General features: G+C 73.3%; 13 protein-coding genes. 1 reads left to right on the forward strand and 12 read right to left on the reverse strand.

Annotated features, from left to right (window positions below; all coding sequences use genetic code 11):
* Positions 1–1,478, reverse strand: a 1,478-nt coding sequence (locus ABYE80_RS08430; RefSeq protein WP_372789826.1) for an AMP-binding protein, incomplete at its 3' end; no start/stop codon positions are given.
* Positions 1,479–1,600: 122 nt separating this feature from the next.
* Here ABYE80_RS08430 and ABYE80_RS08435 point away from each other — a divergent pair.
* The gene (locus ABYE80_RS08435) at positions 1,601–2,323 is read left to right on the forward strand and encodes a sterol desaturase family protein (protein ID WP_372789827.1); all 723 of its coding nucleotides are present in this window, start codon (positions 1,601–1,603) and stop codon (positions 2,321–2,323) included.
* Between the two features lie 6 nt (positions 2,324–2,329).
* On the opposite strand, the gene ABYE80_RS08440 is transcribed toward ABYE80_RS08435, so the two are convergent.
* The 11 genes from ABYE80_RS08440 to ABYE80_RS08490 all read right to left on the reverse strand — a co-directional run bounded on the left by ABYE80_RS08440 (position 2,330) and on the right by ABYE80_RS08490 (position 14,077).
* The gene (locus ABYE80_RS08440; RefSeq protein ID WP_372789828.1) at positions 2,330–3,154 is read right to left on the reverse strand and encodes a methionyl-tRNA formyltransferase; all 825 of its coding nucleotides are present in this window, start codon (positions 3,152–3,154) and stop codon (positions 2,330–2,332) included.
* 12 nt (positions 3,155–3,166) lie between these two features.
* Entirely contained in the window at positions 3,167–3,784 is a 618-nt protein-coding gene (gene def / locus ABYE80_RS08445; RefSeq protein WP_372789829.1) for a peptide deformylase, read from the reverse strand.
* A gap of 55 nt (positions 3,785–3,839) precedes the next feature.
* On the reverse strand, positions 3,840–5,918 hold the full coding sequence (gene priA, locus ABYE80_RS08450; protein ID WP_372789830.1) for a primosomal protein N': 2,079 nt from the start codon (positions 5,916–5,918) through the stop codon (positions 3,840–3,842).
* A gap of 99 nt (positions 5,919–6,017) precedes the next feature.
* Entirely contained in the window at positions 6,018–7,223 is a 1,206-nt protein-coding gene (gene metK / locus ABYE80_RS08455; protein WP_372789831.1) for a methionine adenosyltransferase, read from the reverse strand.
* Positions 7,220–8,719 (reverse strand): hypothetical protein, encoded by a 1,500-nt coding sequence (locus ABYE80_RS08460; RefSeq protein ID WP_372789832.1) that lies wholly within the window; start codon positions 8,717–8,719, stop codon positions 7,220–7,222. Before ABYE80_RS08460 ends, metK begins: the two co-directional genes overlap by 4 nt.
* A gap of 8 nt (positions 8,720–8,727) precedes the next feature.
* The gene (gene der / locus ABYE80_RS08465; protein WP_372789834.1) at positions 8,728–10,044 is read right to left on the reverse strand and encodes a ribosome biogenesis GTPase Der; all 1,317 of its coding nucleotides are present in this window, start codon (positions 10,042–10,044) and stop codon (positions 8,728–8,730) included.
* Positions 10,041–10,631 (reverse strand): (d)CMP kinase, encoded by a 591-nt coding sequence (gene cmk, locus ABYE80_RS08470; RefSeq protein ID WP_372789835.1) that lies wholly within the window; start codon positions 10,629–10,631, stop codon positions 10,041–10,043. The genes der and cmk overlap by 4 nt, the downstream gene beginning before the upstream one ends.
* Positions 10,632–10,681: 50 nt before the next feature.
* Positions 10,682–12,004: a 3-phosphoshikimate 1-carboxyvinyltransferase gene (gene aroA, locus ABYE80_RS08475; RefSeq protein ID WP_372789836.1), complete on the reverse strand. Its 1,323-nt coding sequence runs from the start codon at positions 12,002–12,004 to the stop codon at positions 10,682–10,684.
* The gene (locus tag ABYE80_RS08480; RefSeq protein ID WP_372789837.1) at positions 12,001–13,071 is read right to left on the reverse strand and encodes a prephenate dehydrogenase/arogenate dehydrogenase family protein; all 1,071 of its coding nucleotides are present in this window, start codon (positions 13,069–13,071) and stop codon (positions 12,001–12,003) included. The genes aroA and ABYE80_RS08480 overlap by 4 nt, the downstream gene beginning before the upstream one ends.
* A gap of 23 nt (positions 13,072–13,094) precedes the next feature.
* The gene (locus tag ABYE80_RS08485) at positions 13,095–13,946 is read right to left on the reverse strand and encodes an SDR family NAD(P)-dependent oxidoreductase (RefSeq protein ID WP_372789838.1); all 852 of its coding nucleotides are present in this window, start codon (positions 13,944–13,946) and stop codon (positions 13,095–13,097) included.
* The gene (locus tag ABYE80_RS08490; RefSeq protein WP_372789839.1) at positions 13,943–14,077 is read right to left on the reverse strand and encodes a hypothetical protein; all 135 of its coding nucleotides are present in this window, start codon (positions 14,075–14,077) and stop codon (positions 13,943–13,945) included. Before ABYE80_RS08490 ends, ABYE80_RS08485 begins: the two co-directional genes overlap by 4 nt.
* Between the last annotated feature and the right edge of the window lie 169 nt (positions 14,078–14,246).

The following is a 14,246-nucleotide window of genomic DNA, read 5'->3' on the forward strand; positions in this document are numbered from 1 at the left end:
CGGAACATCACCTGCTTGGGCGCCTTGACGGGACCCAGCTTCTCCTTGCAGACGGCACGGACCTCCGCGGGGTCGAGCTCGTCGTGCCCGGGCTTCATCTGCACGACCGCGGTGACCACCTCGCCCCACTGCTCGTCGGGAAGCCCGATGACGGCGACGTCCGCCACCCCGTCCATCGCGTGGATCGTCTGCTCGATCTCCGACGGCCAGACGTTGAAGCCGCCGGTGATGATCATGTCGCGCAGCCGGTCGACGATGTAGACGAACCCGCCCTCGTCCATCCGCCCCACGTCGGAGGTGCCGTGCCAGCCCCCCGCCCGCCGGGTGGTTGCGGTCTGCTCCTCGTCCTTGTAGTAGCCGGGCATGGTGATCGAGCTGCGGACCACGATCTCCCCGACCTCGCCGGGCGGCAGCAGGTTGCCGTCGTCGTCCATGATCGCGACGTCGGCCACCAGGGACGGCTGTCCGGCGCTGGCCAGGCGCTCCGGGGCGTGCTCGAGCGCGTGGGCGTGGTCCTGGGGCGACATGACGGTCAGGATCATCGGCGCCTCGGCCTGCCCGAAGGTCTGGGTCATCACCGGGCCGAACACGTCCATCGCCTCCTGCAGCTTGCTGACGCTCATCGGAGCGGCGGCGTAGATGAAGTGCCGCAGGGAGGAGTAGTCGAACTCGCGGACGTTGGGCTGCGCCAGCAGCGCGTAGATCGCCGTCGGCGGCAGGAAGATCCGTGTGACCCGATGATGCTGGATCGAGGACAGGAGCTTCTGCGGGTCGACGCCGTCGTGCACGATCACGGTGCCGCCGCGGGCGAACACCGGGAAGCAGATCGGGCCGGCCGCGTGGGTCATCGGGGCCGCCATCGCCATGACCGGCGGGGACTCGGGCTCGGGCATGTGGGCCGCGAACCCGAGGTTCATGAGCTCCGCCATGCCGTGCGTGATCTGCACCGCCTTCGACCGCCCGGTCGTGCCGCCCGTCGGGAAGAGGATCGCGATGTGCTCCTTGTCGTGCTCGGGCCGGGGCACGGTCGTACCCTCCGCCGCCATCCAGTCGGCGAGCACCGCGTCGTCCGCTGCGCCGCCCTCGACGAGGCTCACGGCGGTGTGGATCTGCGGTAGGGCGGCGCGGATCTCGTCGACCAGCGACTGCAGCGACGGGTGGTAGAAGAGCAGCTCGCACTCGGTCAGGTCCAGGAGCGCGATGAGGTCCTTGGCGACCGCCCTGGTGTTCAGCGGGACCCACGTCGCGTCGGCCCGCAACGCGCCCAGGATGCAGACGAAGGCCATCGGGTCGTTCGGGGACAGCACCCCGATCTTCCGGCCGCGGCCGATGCCGGCGTCGGTCAGCGACGCGGCGATGCGGTGCGAGAGCGCCGCGACCTCCCGGTAGCTGAGGGTCTGGGCGTCGTCGGCCGTGATGAAGCAGGGGCCGTCGGGCGACTGGCGCACGCCCCGGTCGAACGTATCGATCAGATGCACCCTTCGAGCCTAGGAGCGCCGCGGCGCCGAGCGCTCGGCGTGCATGACCAAACCCTGCTGCGCGCATCGTGGTCGTGGCACAACGGGCGCAGGCCGCGCGAACGGCGCGCTACCGTCCCATCGTGGCCTCCGCCGTCCCCGATGCCGCGACCGATGCGACCCCGCGCCTGCGAGCGGGCGCGGACGTCCGGACGCTCGGCGAGGCCCGACGGCAGTTCTGGCTGCGCCCTTCCCCCAAGCTGCTCGTGGGCGGGATCGTGACCATCGCGGTCCTGCGCGGTCTGCTGGGGTCCCCCGACTGGCGTGACGCGGTCGCGGTCGCGGCGATCTGCGCCGTCTACCCGTTCGGCGAATGGGCGATCCACGTCTACCTGCTCCACCTGCCGCCCCTCCGGGTGCGCGGCCGCGCGGTCGAGTTGCCCACCGCCGCCTCGCACCGGCAGCACCACGAGCGCCCCCACGACCTGAACATGGTCCTGCTGGCCCGCTTCGAGGCCGGCCTGCTGCTGTTCGGCGCCCTCCCGGCGGTCGTGGGCGCCGGCGCGCTCCTGAGCTCCCTCCTCGGCGCGACCCCGCCGACCGGCGCACTGGTCAGCGCCTGGCTGGCCGGCGCGGTCCTCGTGCTCGCGTACGAGTGGACGCACTTCCTGATCCACACCGCCCACCGGCCGCGCTCCCGCCACTACCGGGCCATCCACCGTCAGCACCGGCTGCACCACTTCAAGAACGAGCACTACTGGCACGGGATCACCTCGACCGTCGGCGACCGGGCGTTCCGGACGAACCCCGACCAGCGGGACGTCCACCGGTCGCGCACGGCGCGCACGCTGCGCGACGACGCCTGACCCCCGCTATCCCCCGTGACCGCGGAGGTAGTCCGCGTACGGCATCGGGCGGCCGCCCGGCGGCTGGACCTCGATCAGCTCGAGCGTCCCGTCCTCGCGCGCCTTCGCGGCGCGGACGCCGAGGAACGATCCGTCGTCGAGCGCCAGCCGCGCCCCGACGTGCGGCGAGAGCGCCCGGACGACCCGCTCCTGCTCGATCGCCGTGGCGTCCGGGTCCAGCGTGCGGTCCTCGGCCGTGAGCTTCTCCGCGTAGGTGATGCCCTCTTGCGACTGCTCCACGAACGGCGGTCGCTCGTCGAGGGCGCGGATGAGCAGGGAGGCCCCGATGTCCTGCAGCCGCAGGGACAGCGAGCCGTAGCTGTCGTCGTCGCGGATCGTCTCGCGCTCCATCAGGCACACGGGGCCGCTGTCGAGGCCCTCGGTGAGCCGCATGATGGCCACGCCGGTCTCCCGGTCCCCGGCCATGATCGCCCGTTCGACCGGTGCCGCGCCGCGCCAGCGCGGCAGCAGCGACGGATGCACGTTGAGCATCTCGTGGTCCGACAGCAGCGGCTCCTTGATGAGCGCGCCGAACGCGCACACCACGATCGCCTCGGGACGAGCCTGCGCGATCCGCTCACGCGCCTCGTCGCCGTTGACGTCCTGCGGCTGATCGAGCGGGAGCCCGAGGACCCGGGCCAGATCGGCGACCGGCGGGCTCTGCAGCTTCCGGCCGCGCCCCTTGGGCCGGTCGGGCCGGGTGACCACCAGCGCCGGGCGGTGCGGCGTGTCGGCCAGGCGGGCGAGGATGGCGGCCGCGAAGTCCGACGTCCCGAGGTAGACGGTGCGCATCCTGCCCGTGACTCAGCCGAGATCCGGCCCGCGCACGCCGCTCTCCTGCGCCTCGCGCATGGCGCGCATCGCCTCCTTGCGCTCCTGTCGCGACGTGCGGTCGAGGATCAGGATCCCGTCGAGATGATCCATCTCGTGCTGGATCACGCGGGCCTCGAGGCCCGACGCCTCGATGAGCTGCGACTCGCCCCACTCGTCGAGCGCACGGACGCGCACGTGGATCGGTCGCTCGACGTCCACGTGGACCGCAGGGAGGCTCAGGCAGCCCTCCTCGAAGACCTCGCTGTCCTTCGAGGACCACTCGAGCACGGGGTTGACGAGCGCGGCGAGCGGCGCCTCCGAGCTGAGGCGGTACACCAGCAGGCGGGTGGGGACGCCGAGCTGCGGGGCGGCGAGACCGATCCCCATCGAGTCCTCCATCAGGGCACCCATCCGCTGCACCTCGAGGCGCAGGTCGTCGTCGAAGTCCTGGATCGGGCGGGCCTTCGACTTCAGCACGGGATCACCGAACTGGCGCACGAGCTTGAGGGCCTCGCGCCGGCGGGCGAGCGCCTCGGGATCGAGCTGCGGAACCTCGGCGGCCGGGCGCTCCTCGTCCTCGACGAGGTCCTGATCGGTGACGTCGGACATCGCTCCACAGGCTACCGGCGCTCGACGGCGGGCAGTCCCGCGGCGCGAGGGCGCCCTACTGCGGGTCGACGTCGACCGACAGGTTCGCGCCCCGGTGCCGGCGCTCGGCGGCGACCTGGGCGACGGCCGCTCCCACGGCGGTGATGGCCGCCGGGCGGTCCGGCCCCTTGACGACGAGCTGGTAGCGCTCCCGGCCACGCAGCCGGAAGAGCGACGCCGGACCCAGGACCATCGCCCCCTCCCCCGGTCCGCCCGCCGCCGCCAGCGCGTCCCGCACCGCCATCGCCGCCGCCTGTGCGACCGGCGCCTCGGGCGCCGAGCACACGACCCGGATGAGGCTCGCGAACGGCGGGTACCGCAGGACCCGGCGGCGCTCGAGCTCGCCGGCGAGGAAGCCGTCGCTGTCGTGACGGGCGGCGTGGGCGATCGACGGGGCGTCGGGGTCGAGCGTCTGCACCAGGACCCGTCCGCCGCGACTCCCGCGGCCCGCCCTCCCGGCGAGCTGCGTCACCAGGCTGAACGTGCGCTCCTCCGCGCGGAAGTCCGGGAAGCGCAGGGTGCCGTCGGCGTCGACGACGACCCCGAGGTCGACGTCCGGGAAGTCGTGGCCCTTCGCGACGACCTGCGTGCCCACGAGGATCGCGCGCTGTGCGCGCCCGAACTCCTGCAGCACCGCCCCCGGGTTCGCGACCCCGGCGTCCAGGCGCAGCACCGGTGCGATCCGGCCGAGGTCGTGCTCGAGGCGCTCGGTGCCGGTGCCGTGGCGCGCCAGCGAGACCGACCGGCACTCGGGGCACCCGCGCGGTATCGGCTCGCGGTGCCCGCAGTGGTGGCACGCCATCGCCCCGGCGGCGCGGTGCAGCACGAGCGTCACGTCGCACTGCGGGCACTCCCAGGTGTGCCCGCAGGACCGGCAGGTGAGGAAGTTCGACCAGCCACGCCGGTTGAGCAGCACGATCGCCTTGCGCGCGTCGACGAGCGCGTCGTGGGTCCGCCGGTGCAGGAGGGTCCCGGCGGGCGTGGATCGCATGTCGACGATCTCGACCGGCGGCAGCGGGGCGCCGTCGGCACGGCGCGCCAGCCGGATCCGCCGCAGCAGCGCGACCGATTCGGGCCGCGGCGTCGCGCTGCCCGCCACGAGCACGCCGCCGGCCGCGTCCGCACGACGCTCGGCGACCAGACGCGCGTCGTACCGGGGATCCCCCTCGTGCTTGTAGGACGAATCGTGCTCCTCGTCCACCACGATGAGCCCGACGTCCCGCAGCGGCGCGAGCACGGCCGAGCGCGGGCCGACGCAGATGCGGGCGTGACCGTCCCGCAGGCGGCGCCACTCGTCGTAGCGCTCCCCGGCCGAGAGCCCCGAGTGGAGCACCGCGACCGTGTCGCCGAAGCGGTCGACGAAGCGGGAGATCATCTGCGGGGTGAGGCCGATCTCCGGGACCAGGACGATGACGGTGCCCCCCGCCCGGAGCGTGTGCTCGGCGGCCCGCAGGTAGACCTCCGTCTTGCCCGACCCGGTGACGCCGTGCAGGAGCAGCCGCTCCCCGGGGGCCGCGGTCGAGATCGCGTGGACCGCCGCCTCCTGCTCGGCGTTCAACACCGGCGGCTCGCGCCGGCTGCCGACCGTCGCGTGGGCGGGCGCCCGCCGCCGGTCCCTCGGGGCGATCGACACCAGGCCCCGCGCCTCCAGGCGGCGCAGCGACCCGAGGTCCGCTCCGGCGAACCGCGGCAGCGACGCGAGCAGGGCCCGCTGGTTGTCCGTGAGCCGCACGTCGGCTCCCGGCGACCGCCCGGCCTCGGTGGCCGCCGCCCACAGCTGCGCCTTGGCGCGGGTCCCGGCCGGGGGCAGCAGGAGCGTGAGGGCGCGGGACGGCGTCGAGCAGTACTCCCGAGCCATCCACATCGCGAGGTCGACCAGGTCGGGAGGAAGGGACTCCGGCAGCACACGCCGCGGCGTCGCGAGACGATGCGGGCTGGACTCGGCCACCCCGGTCACGACGGCCCGGAGCGTCTGGCGGCCGAACGGGACCTCGAGCAGCGCCCCGACGCCCACGCCGTCCGGGCGCACGTAGTCGAACGGCCCGCGCAGCGCGCGGGCCGTCGTCAGCGGTTCGACCTGGACGACTCCTGACATCGGACTCCGAGGGTACGCGCCGCGGCGGCGCCGGCGAACGACGCGGGGCGGCCCTTGCGGACCGCCCCGGGACGAGCGATGCGTGCGCCTGCTGGGCGCCTACAGCCCGGCGGCGTCGCGCAGGGCGTCGGCCTTGGAGGTCGACTCCCAGGTGAAGTCCGGATCGTCCCGGCCGAAGTGGCCGTAGGCGGCGGTCTTCTGGTAGCGCGGGCGGTGCAGGTCGAGCTCCTGGCGGAACTTGCCGGGACGCAGGTCGAAGTGCTCGTCGACGAGCTTGGCGATCGTGCCACGACCGATCTTCTCGGTGCCGAACGTCTCGACCATGACCGAGACCGGGTGCGCGACGCCGATCGCGTACGCGACCTGGACCTCGCAGCGGTCGGCCAGGCCCGCGGCCACGATGTTCTTCGCGACCCAGCGCGTGGCGTAGGCGGCCGAGCGGTCCACCTTCGACGGGTCCTTGCCCGAGAAGGCGCCACCGCCGTGGCGGGCCATGCCGCCGTAGGTGTCGACGATGATCTTGCGACCGGTGAGGCCGGCGTCGCCGACGGGACCACCGATGACGAAGCGCCCCGTGGGGTTCACGAGGAAGTCCTTGCGCAGCGCGTCCGCGTCGTACATGTCCTTCGGCAGGACGGGGAGCACGACGTGCTCCCACAGGTCGTTCGTGATGCCCTCGCGCGTGGCGCTCTCCGCGTGCTGCGTGGAGATCAGGAGCTTCTCGATGGCGACCGGCTTGCCGTCGACGTAGCGGACCGACACCTGGGTCTTGCCGTCGGGACGCAGGTAGTCCAGCGACTTGTCGTGCCGGACCGCGGCGAGGCGCTCGGCGAGCTGGTGCGCCAGCGTGATCGGCAGCGGCATCAGGTTCGGCGTCTCGTTGGAGGCGTACCCGAACATCATGCCCTGGTCGCCGGCGCCCGCGATGTCGAGCTCGTCGCTCGAGCCGCCGGTGCGGGCCTCGTCGGCCTGGTCGACGCCCTGGGCGATGTCGACGGACTGCTTGTCGATCGCGTTGAGGACCGCGCAGGAGTCGGCGGAGAAGCCGAGATCGGCGTCGATGTAGCCGATCTTGCGGATGGTCTCGCGCGCGACGTCCTGGATGTCGACGTAGGTGTCGGTGGTGATCTCACCGGAGACGACCACGAGGCCCGTGTTGACGAGCGTCTCGCATGCGACACGCGAGTTCGGATCATCCTTGAGGCAGGCGTCGAGGACGCCATCGGAGATCTGGTCCGCCACCTTGTCGGGGTGCCCCTCCGTGACGGACTCAGACGTGAACAGGTACTCGTTATCAGTGCTCATGGGATCGAGAAGAGGATCTCCGCGGTAGTTTCGTCGGCGTTCCCGGTCGAGCGCGCCCCGATCGACCGCACCGTGTTCAGGTCGTCCTGGACGGCCAGATAGGAGCGGTTGTCTCTGAGGCCCGTCTGCTCGGCGAGGCGCAGAAGCTGGCTGAGGTCGAGGAAGACTAGCGATGTGGTCGGCTTTCCGGGGTTTTCGAGCACCGCACGCCACGGTTCGGAGTCCACGAGCCCCCCGGAGTCGCGCAGGACCTGTTCCACGCCCTGGCGTTTCGTGGCCAGGACCACCCGGCCGTCGGCCACCGCGTAGTGCAGCTCCACCCCGGCCGTCAGACGCAGCGAAGCGATGCCGTCCTTCCGCGACCAGGACGGCGCGCTGCCCCCGTCGGGCGCCAGGAGCCGCGCCACGGGGCGCTCGAGTGCCCGCAGGGCCTTCGCCGCCGCATCCTCGTCATCGGTCCCGGCGGTCACCGTCAGGGTCGGCGCCGGCAACCCCGGGGTGAGCCAGAGGCCGGTCTCGCCACCGAACACGGCCAGCAGCTCCTTCACGACCCCTGCTCCCGCCTCCTTGCCGATCTGGGTCCGCGCGCGCTCGAGCAGCGGACCGAGGCCCGCGAGCCCGCCCGACCCGGACCCGGTCACCGCGAGCACCCGCTGCAGCCCGGTCGTGAGGCCGCTCACGCCGAGGTAGGCCAGCGCGCCCTTCGGAGCGTCGGCCTGCCGGCGCGGGGTGAACGTGCGGAAGGTCTCGGTGGTCCCCCCGGAGGCCTTCCCGAGTGCGGTGCGGACCGTCAGGCGCGCGACCTTCTCGCCGGCGGTGAGCGCCACCGCTGCCCCCTCCAGCCGGGGCTGGTCGAGCAGCGTTCCCGCCGCCCCGAGGACGCCGCCCTGCGGGGCGAGCAGCCGGCGGACGCCGGCCTGCGACACCCATCCGTCGAGGACGCGGTCGTCCGGCAGCGACGCGGTCGCCGCGCGGTAGCGGGGAGCCTGGGCCAGCGACCTGCCCTTGCCGCGCGCGAGGTTCTTGGCGATCTGGAGGGTCTGGGGCTGACCGACGACGAGGAACCTGCCGATCCTCGCGGTCTGGATCGTGCCGCAGAGCTTGTCCTCCTGCGGCCCGCTCGCCTCCTCCCCGGTGTCCAGGAGGACGAGTGATCCCGCCGTCCCTCCGCCCGGGTCGATCAGCGCGAGCGCCGCCTCCTCGCCCCGCAGGTCGCTCGCACGGACGCCGCACGACGGCGCCGTGAGCCGCTTCACCAGGTCGGCTCGCGCGCGCTCGTAGCCGGGGAAGCGCCGGGCGATGGCCTCGGCCTCCTTCGTGCCCGGGCGCTCCATGTCCGTGGAGAGGTGCAGGTAGACGAGCGTGTCGGCCGGCACCAGACGCGTCGCCAGGTCGGCCGGCGGCGCCGAGGCGTCCTCCCCGCCGAGCAGGACGATCCCGCCGATGATGACCGTCAGGAGCCCCGCGATCGCCGCGACGCCCGCTCTGCTGCGCACCCGCCGCACTACCGGCGTTCGCTGCGCCGCTGCGCACGCTCGTTGAAGTCGATGATCACGGGGACGCCGTCGAGTCCGTAGCGGGCCCGCAGGCGGTTCTCGACGAAGTACGCGTAGTCGCGCGTCACCCGGTTGCGCGAGTTGACCTGGATCGCGAACCGGGGCGGGCTCTCCCCGATCTGCGCCATGTAGATCAGCTTCAGGCGGTGGCCCTGCTTGGCCGGCGGCTGCTTGGCCTGGGTGGTGTCCGACAGGAACCGGTTGAGCTCCGAGGTGGGGATGCGGCCCTTCATGCGGTCACCCAGCGCGATGGCCTCGGTGAGGATCCGCGCGACGTGGCGACCGGTCTCCGCGCTCGCCGTGAGGACCTTCGGCCGCAGGCGCAGCTTCCGCGCGGCACGTGCGCGCTCGTGGTCCAGATCGCTCTCCTGCAGCGGGTTCACGTCCCACTTGTTGAGGACCAGGGCTGTCGCGCACCCCTCCTTCATGGCCAGCTCGGCGATCCGCAGGTCCTGCGCGGTGACCCCGTCCTGCGCGTCGCAGACGACGAGCGCCACGTCGGCGCGCTCGACCGCGCGCTGGGAACGCAAGGTCGTGAAGTACTCCACGGACTCCTGCACCTTCGCCTGGCGGCGCATGCCCGCGGTGTCCACGACGATCAGCTTGCGGCCGTCGACCTCCAGCGGCATGTCGATCGCGTCGCGCGTCGTGCCCGCGACGTCGCTCACGATCACCCGCTCCTCGCCCAGGAACCGGTTCAGGAGCGTGGACTTGCCCACGTTCGGGCGCCCGATCAACGCGAGCCGGATGACGTCCTCCTCGGGCTCCTCGTCATCGTCGGGCAGCCGCTCGGTGACCGCGTCGAGCAGGTCGCCGGTGCCCAGGCCCTGCGCGGCGCTGACCGGCATGGGATCGCCGAGCCCCAGGGCGTAGAACTCCGCCGCGCTGGGGATGTCGCCCGCCTGGTCGATCTTGTTGGCGACGAGGATCACGGGCTTGTCGTAGCGCCGCAGCAGGTCGGCGAGCTCCTCGTCCCCGGGCCGGATGCCCGCACGGCCGTCGACGACGAACACGGTGACCGCGGCCTCGGCCATCGCCGCGCGGGCCTGCTCGCGGATCGAGACCCCCATCGGGTCCTCGTCCAGCGCGTCCATGCCGCCCGTGTCGATCAGCGTGAAGCGCCGGCCGTTCCACTCGCACGGGAGCTCCTTGCGGTCCCGGGTGATGCCGGGGCGCTCGTGGACGACCGCCTCCCGGGTGCCCGTGAGGCGGTTGACCAGAGAGGACTTGCCCACGTTGGGGTAGCCGACGACCGCGACCTTCATTCCTGCACCTCGTTCCGCTGCGGCACGAGCGCCACGATCGCCGCGACCACCTCGTCGATGGTCAGGCCGGTGGTGTCCACCTCGACGGCGTCGTCGGCGGCGACCATCGGCGCGTGCTCGCGGCCCGCGTCGCGTTCGTCGCGCTCGACGAGGTCGTCGACCGGGATGCCGCGCCGCCGGGCCCGCTCGGCCGGATCGGCCGTCAGCCAGACCTTCACCTCGGCGTCCGGGGCGACGACGGTGCCGATGTCCCGGCCCTCCGCGACCCAGGCCCCGTCGGCGATCAACTCACGCTGGCGGGCCACCAGCGCCGCGCGCACGGCCGGGTCGGTCGCCACGCGCGAGGCCGCCTGGGCGGCCTGCGGGGTCCGGATCGCCTCGCTGACGTCGTCGCCGTCCAGCAGGACGCGGTCGCCGTCGAAGGCGATGTCCAGGCCGTGCGGATCGAACCCCGGGTCCTGCGCGCGCAGGCCGACACACCGGTACATGGCCCCGGTGTCGAGATAGGTGAAGCCGAGCGCGTCGGCGACGGCGCGCGCGACGGTGCTCTTTCCGGCCCCGGCGGGACCGTCGATGGCGACGAGCATGAGGCGCACATGGTGGCAGTCGCGGCCCCGCGACCACCGCGCGGTGCCGATCAGCGCCGCAGGAGGGCGGTGAAGTCCTCGGTGAACGTCGGATAGGAGACGGCGGCCGCGTCCATCCCGACCACCTCGACGCCCTCGTCGGAGGCCAGGCCCGCCACGGCCCCGAGCATCGCCAGCCGGTGGTCGCCGTGGCTGTGGATCGTGCCGCCGCGCAGCCCGCCGGTGCCGGTGACCACGAAGCCGTCGTCGGTGGCCTCGATCTCGGCCCCGAGACCGCGCAGGCCCTCGACGACCAGGGCGATCCGGTCGGATTCCTTGAACCGCAGCTCCTGGGCCCCGCGCACGACCGTCTCGCCTTCCGCGAAGCAGCCCAGCAGCGCGACCAGCGGCAGCTCGTCGATGGCCAGCGGCACCTCGTGGGGTTCGACGACCGTGCCGACGAGCGGGCCGTGCGCGACGTCGAGGTCCGTGATCGGCTCTCCGGGCGACACCGGCCCGTCGCCCTGCGGGTCCTCCAGCTCGCCGAGGACCACCCCGCCCATCCGCTGCACGATCTTCACGAAGCCCGTGCGCGTCCAGTTGGCGCCGCTGCCCTTCACCAGCAGGCGGGACTTCGGCACCAGGACCCCGGCCGCGATGGCGAACGCCGCGCTCGACGGATCCCCGGGGACCGTGAGCTCGTCGAGCACCAGCTCGTCCGCGTTGGTCAGCGAGATCGCGTTGCCCTCGCGCCGCAGGGAGACCCCGGCGATCGCGAGCATCCGCTCGGTGTGATCGCGGCTGGGAACCGGCTCGCGGACGATCGTGGTGCCGTCGGCGACGAGCCCGGCGAACAGGACGCACGACTTCACCTGCGCGCTCGCGACGGGCAGCGTGTAGTCGATCGCTCGCAGGCGGGCGCCCGTGATCGAGAACGGCGGGTAGCGGTCGTCGGTCGCCTCGATGCTCGCGCCCATCTCCCGCAGCGGGACGGCGATGCGGTCCACCGGGCGCTTGCGGATCGAGCTGTCGCCGTCGAGCGTGTAGGTGCGGTCCTTCTGCCCGGCCAGCCAGCCGGGGAGCAGGCGCATGAGCGTCCCCGCGTTGCCGACGTCGATCACGCCGTCGACCTCCCCCGCCTCCCGCAGGCCGGTGCCCCGGATGACGACCTCGTCGGGGCGGCGCTCGACCAGCGCCCCCAACCGGACCATCGCGTTCAGGGTCGACGTGGTGTCGGCCGCCTCGAGGTAGTTGCGGATGACGACCGGCTCGCTGGCCATCGCCCCGAGCATCGCCGCGCGATGGGAGATCGACTTGTCGGGCGGCGGCACGATCGTGCCCTTGAGCCGCCCGGCGGGATCGAACCGTACGGTGGTCGCTGCGCTCTTGCTCATGGTGCTCCCTCGACCCTCAGCCCGAGCCCGGCGACGAGCTCGGCCGCCCGTGAGGCCCCGTCGGCGTCCACCCAGAGGGCGACCTCCCCGGTGCGCTCGTCATCCGATGGCGAGAGGGTCATGTCGTGGATGTTGATGCCTGCGTGCCCGAGCGCCAGCGCGACGTCCGCCACGACGCCCGGCCGGTTCGGCACGGCGACCCGCAGCTCGCACGACGGCGCCGTCCCGCCGGCGAGCCCGACCGCCAGGAGCGCCTCGCGGTCCGCCCGTGCCGCGTCGTTCCAGCCGGCGATCGCGGCCGCGTCCCCCGCCACGAGGTCCGCTCGGACCGTCTGCAGGCGGTGCACCACGTCGTCGAGCCGGTCCACGAGCGCGTCGCGGTTGGCCAGGTAGATGTCGGTCCACATCGTCGTGTTCGCCCCCGCGACCCTGGTGGCGTCGCGGAAGCTGGGCCCCGTGGCGGGCAGCGTGCCGTCGTCGGCGAGGACCACCGCCGCCTGCGCGACGAGGACGTTGGCGATGACGTGCGGCACGTGGGAGATCGAGGCCATGAGCCGGTCGTGGGTGGCGGCCTCGATCGCCTGGGGCCGGGCGCCGAGGCCGGCGAGGAAGCGGGTGAGCCGCTCGAAGACCACGCCCGAACTGCCGCTGCGCGGCGTGAGGTACCACGGGGCTCCCGCGAAGAGGTCCTCGCGGGCGTGACGCACCCCGGCGGTCTCCGCTCCCGCGAGCGGGTGACCGCCGACGAACCGGCGGTCGTCCACGGCGGCGACGATCGCGCCCTTCGCCGAGCCCACGTCGGTCACGATGGTGTCGGGTCCCGCGTGCCGCAGCACGGCCTCGACGACCTCCGGGATCCGGCCCACCGGGGCTCCGACGACCGCGACGTCGGCGTCGGCGACCGCCTCGGCGAGCGTCCCCGCGGCGTCGAGCGCCCCGACATCCAGACCGACCCGCATCGCCTCGGGGTCGGGGTCGTGGCCGGTGACGAACGCGCCGAGGCGCTGCCGGGCCGCGAGGCCGACGGATCCGCCGATCAGCCCGACTCCGAGGATCGCAACGCGCACGGGGGCCAACCCTACGGCAGCGCTCACCGGCGCGGCCGGACGTCCTCGCCGCGGGCGCGGCGCTTGGCGAGCCGCCGCTGCCGCCGGCGTGCGTCGGCCATGACGTGGGGCACGAGCCGGACCGCCAGGGCGGGGGCCGCGTCGAACAGCCGCACGACGAGGCCGCGGTGGCGCGGGATCGTGAGGACCGGGCGGGGCCTGTCGAGCAGCGTGACCGCCCGACTGGCCACGTACTCGGGGGACAGCAGCACCCCCTGGAAGGAGGCGGCGGTCTCCGGATTGTCGAGCTCGTCGAACAGCATCGGCGTCCAGATCCCGTCCGGACACACGCAGGAGATGTGGACGCCGCGGGAGCCCGTCCTGCGCAGGTCGGCCAGCGTCCCGATGCTGAACGCGATCGCCGCGTGCTTGGACGCCGCGTAGACCACCTCGCCGGGGGCGGCCACCAGGCCGGCCAGCGAGACGATGTTGAGGACGTGCCCCTGGTCGGCCGGACGCATGTGCTCCAGCGCCGCGATCGTGCCGTTCATGGTGCCGTGGGCGTTGACGTCGAGCATCAGGCGACGCGCGGCCTCGTCGTGCTCCCACGAGACCCCGGTGTGCAGGACGCCGGCGTTGTTGCACCAGACCGCCAGCGCGCCGGCCCGCTCGACGGACCGGCGTGCCACCGTGCGGCACGCCTCGGCGTCGCTGACGTCGAGCGCGGACGACCAGGCCCGGTCCCCCAACTCGGCGGCAACGGCCTCGGCGGCTTCACCGTCGATGTCGGTGACGTGCACCGTCAGGCCGCGGGCGTGCAGCAGCCGCGCGATCTCCCGGCCCAGGCCCCGACCGGCGCCGGTGACGACCGCCGCACCCGTCGTGATCGCGTTCACGCCCCCACTCCCATGGCGGCGGCCGGCGAGATGGGCGTCGCGAGGTCGCGGCGACCTGCCGGATGCGTCGGGTCCACGACCACGGGAAGGCGCGACGTCGTCTGGAGCACCGGGACGGGCATGAGGGTCAAGGGTGCAAGGACTCCGTGGATCGGGCGAACGAGGTCAGTCGCCGATCAAGACGCCGAGCTCGTGCAGGAAGCGGTCGTTCTGGGCCGGCGTGCCGTAGGTCACGCGCAGCGCGCCCTCCTTGCCCAACGCCGCTCCCGCGCGCACCAGCACCCCGCGTGCCGCCAGCCC

The sequence above is a fragment of the Paraconexibacter sp. genome (assembly GCF_041602235.1).
Classification (GTDB): Bacteria; Actinomycetota; Thermoleophilia; order Solirubrobacterales; family Solirubrobacteraceae; genus Paraconexibacter.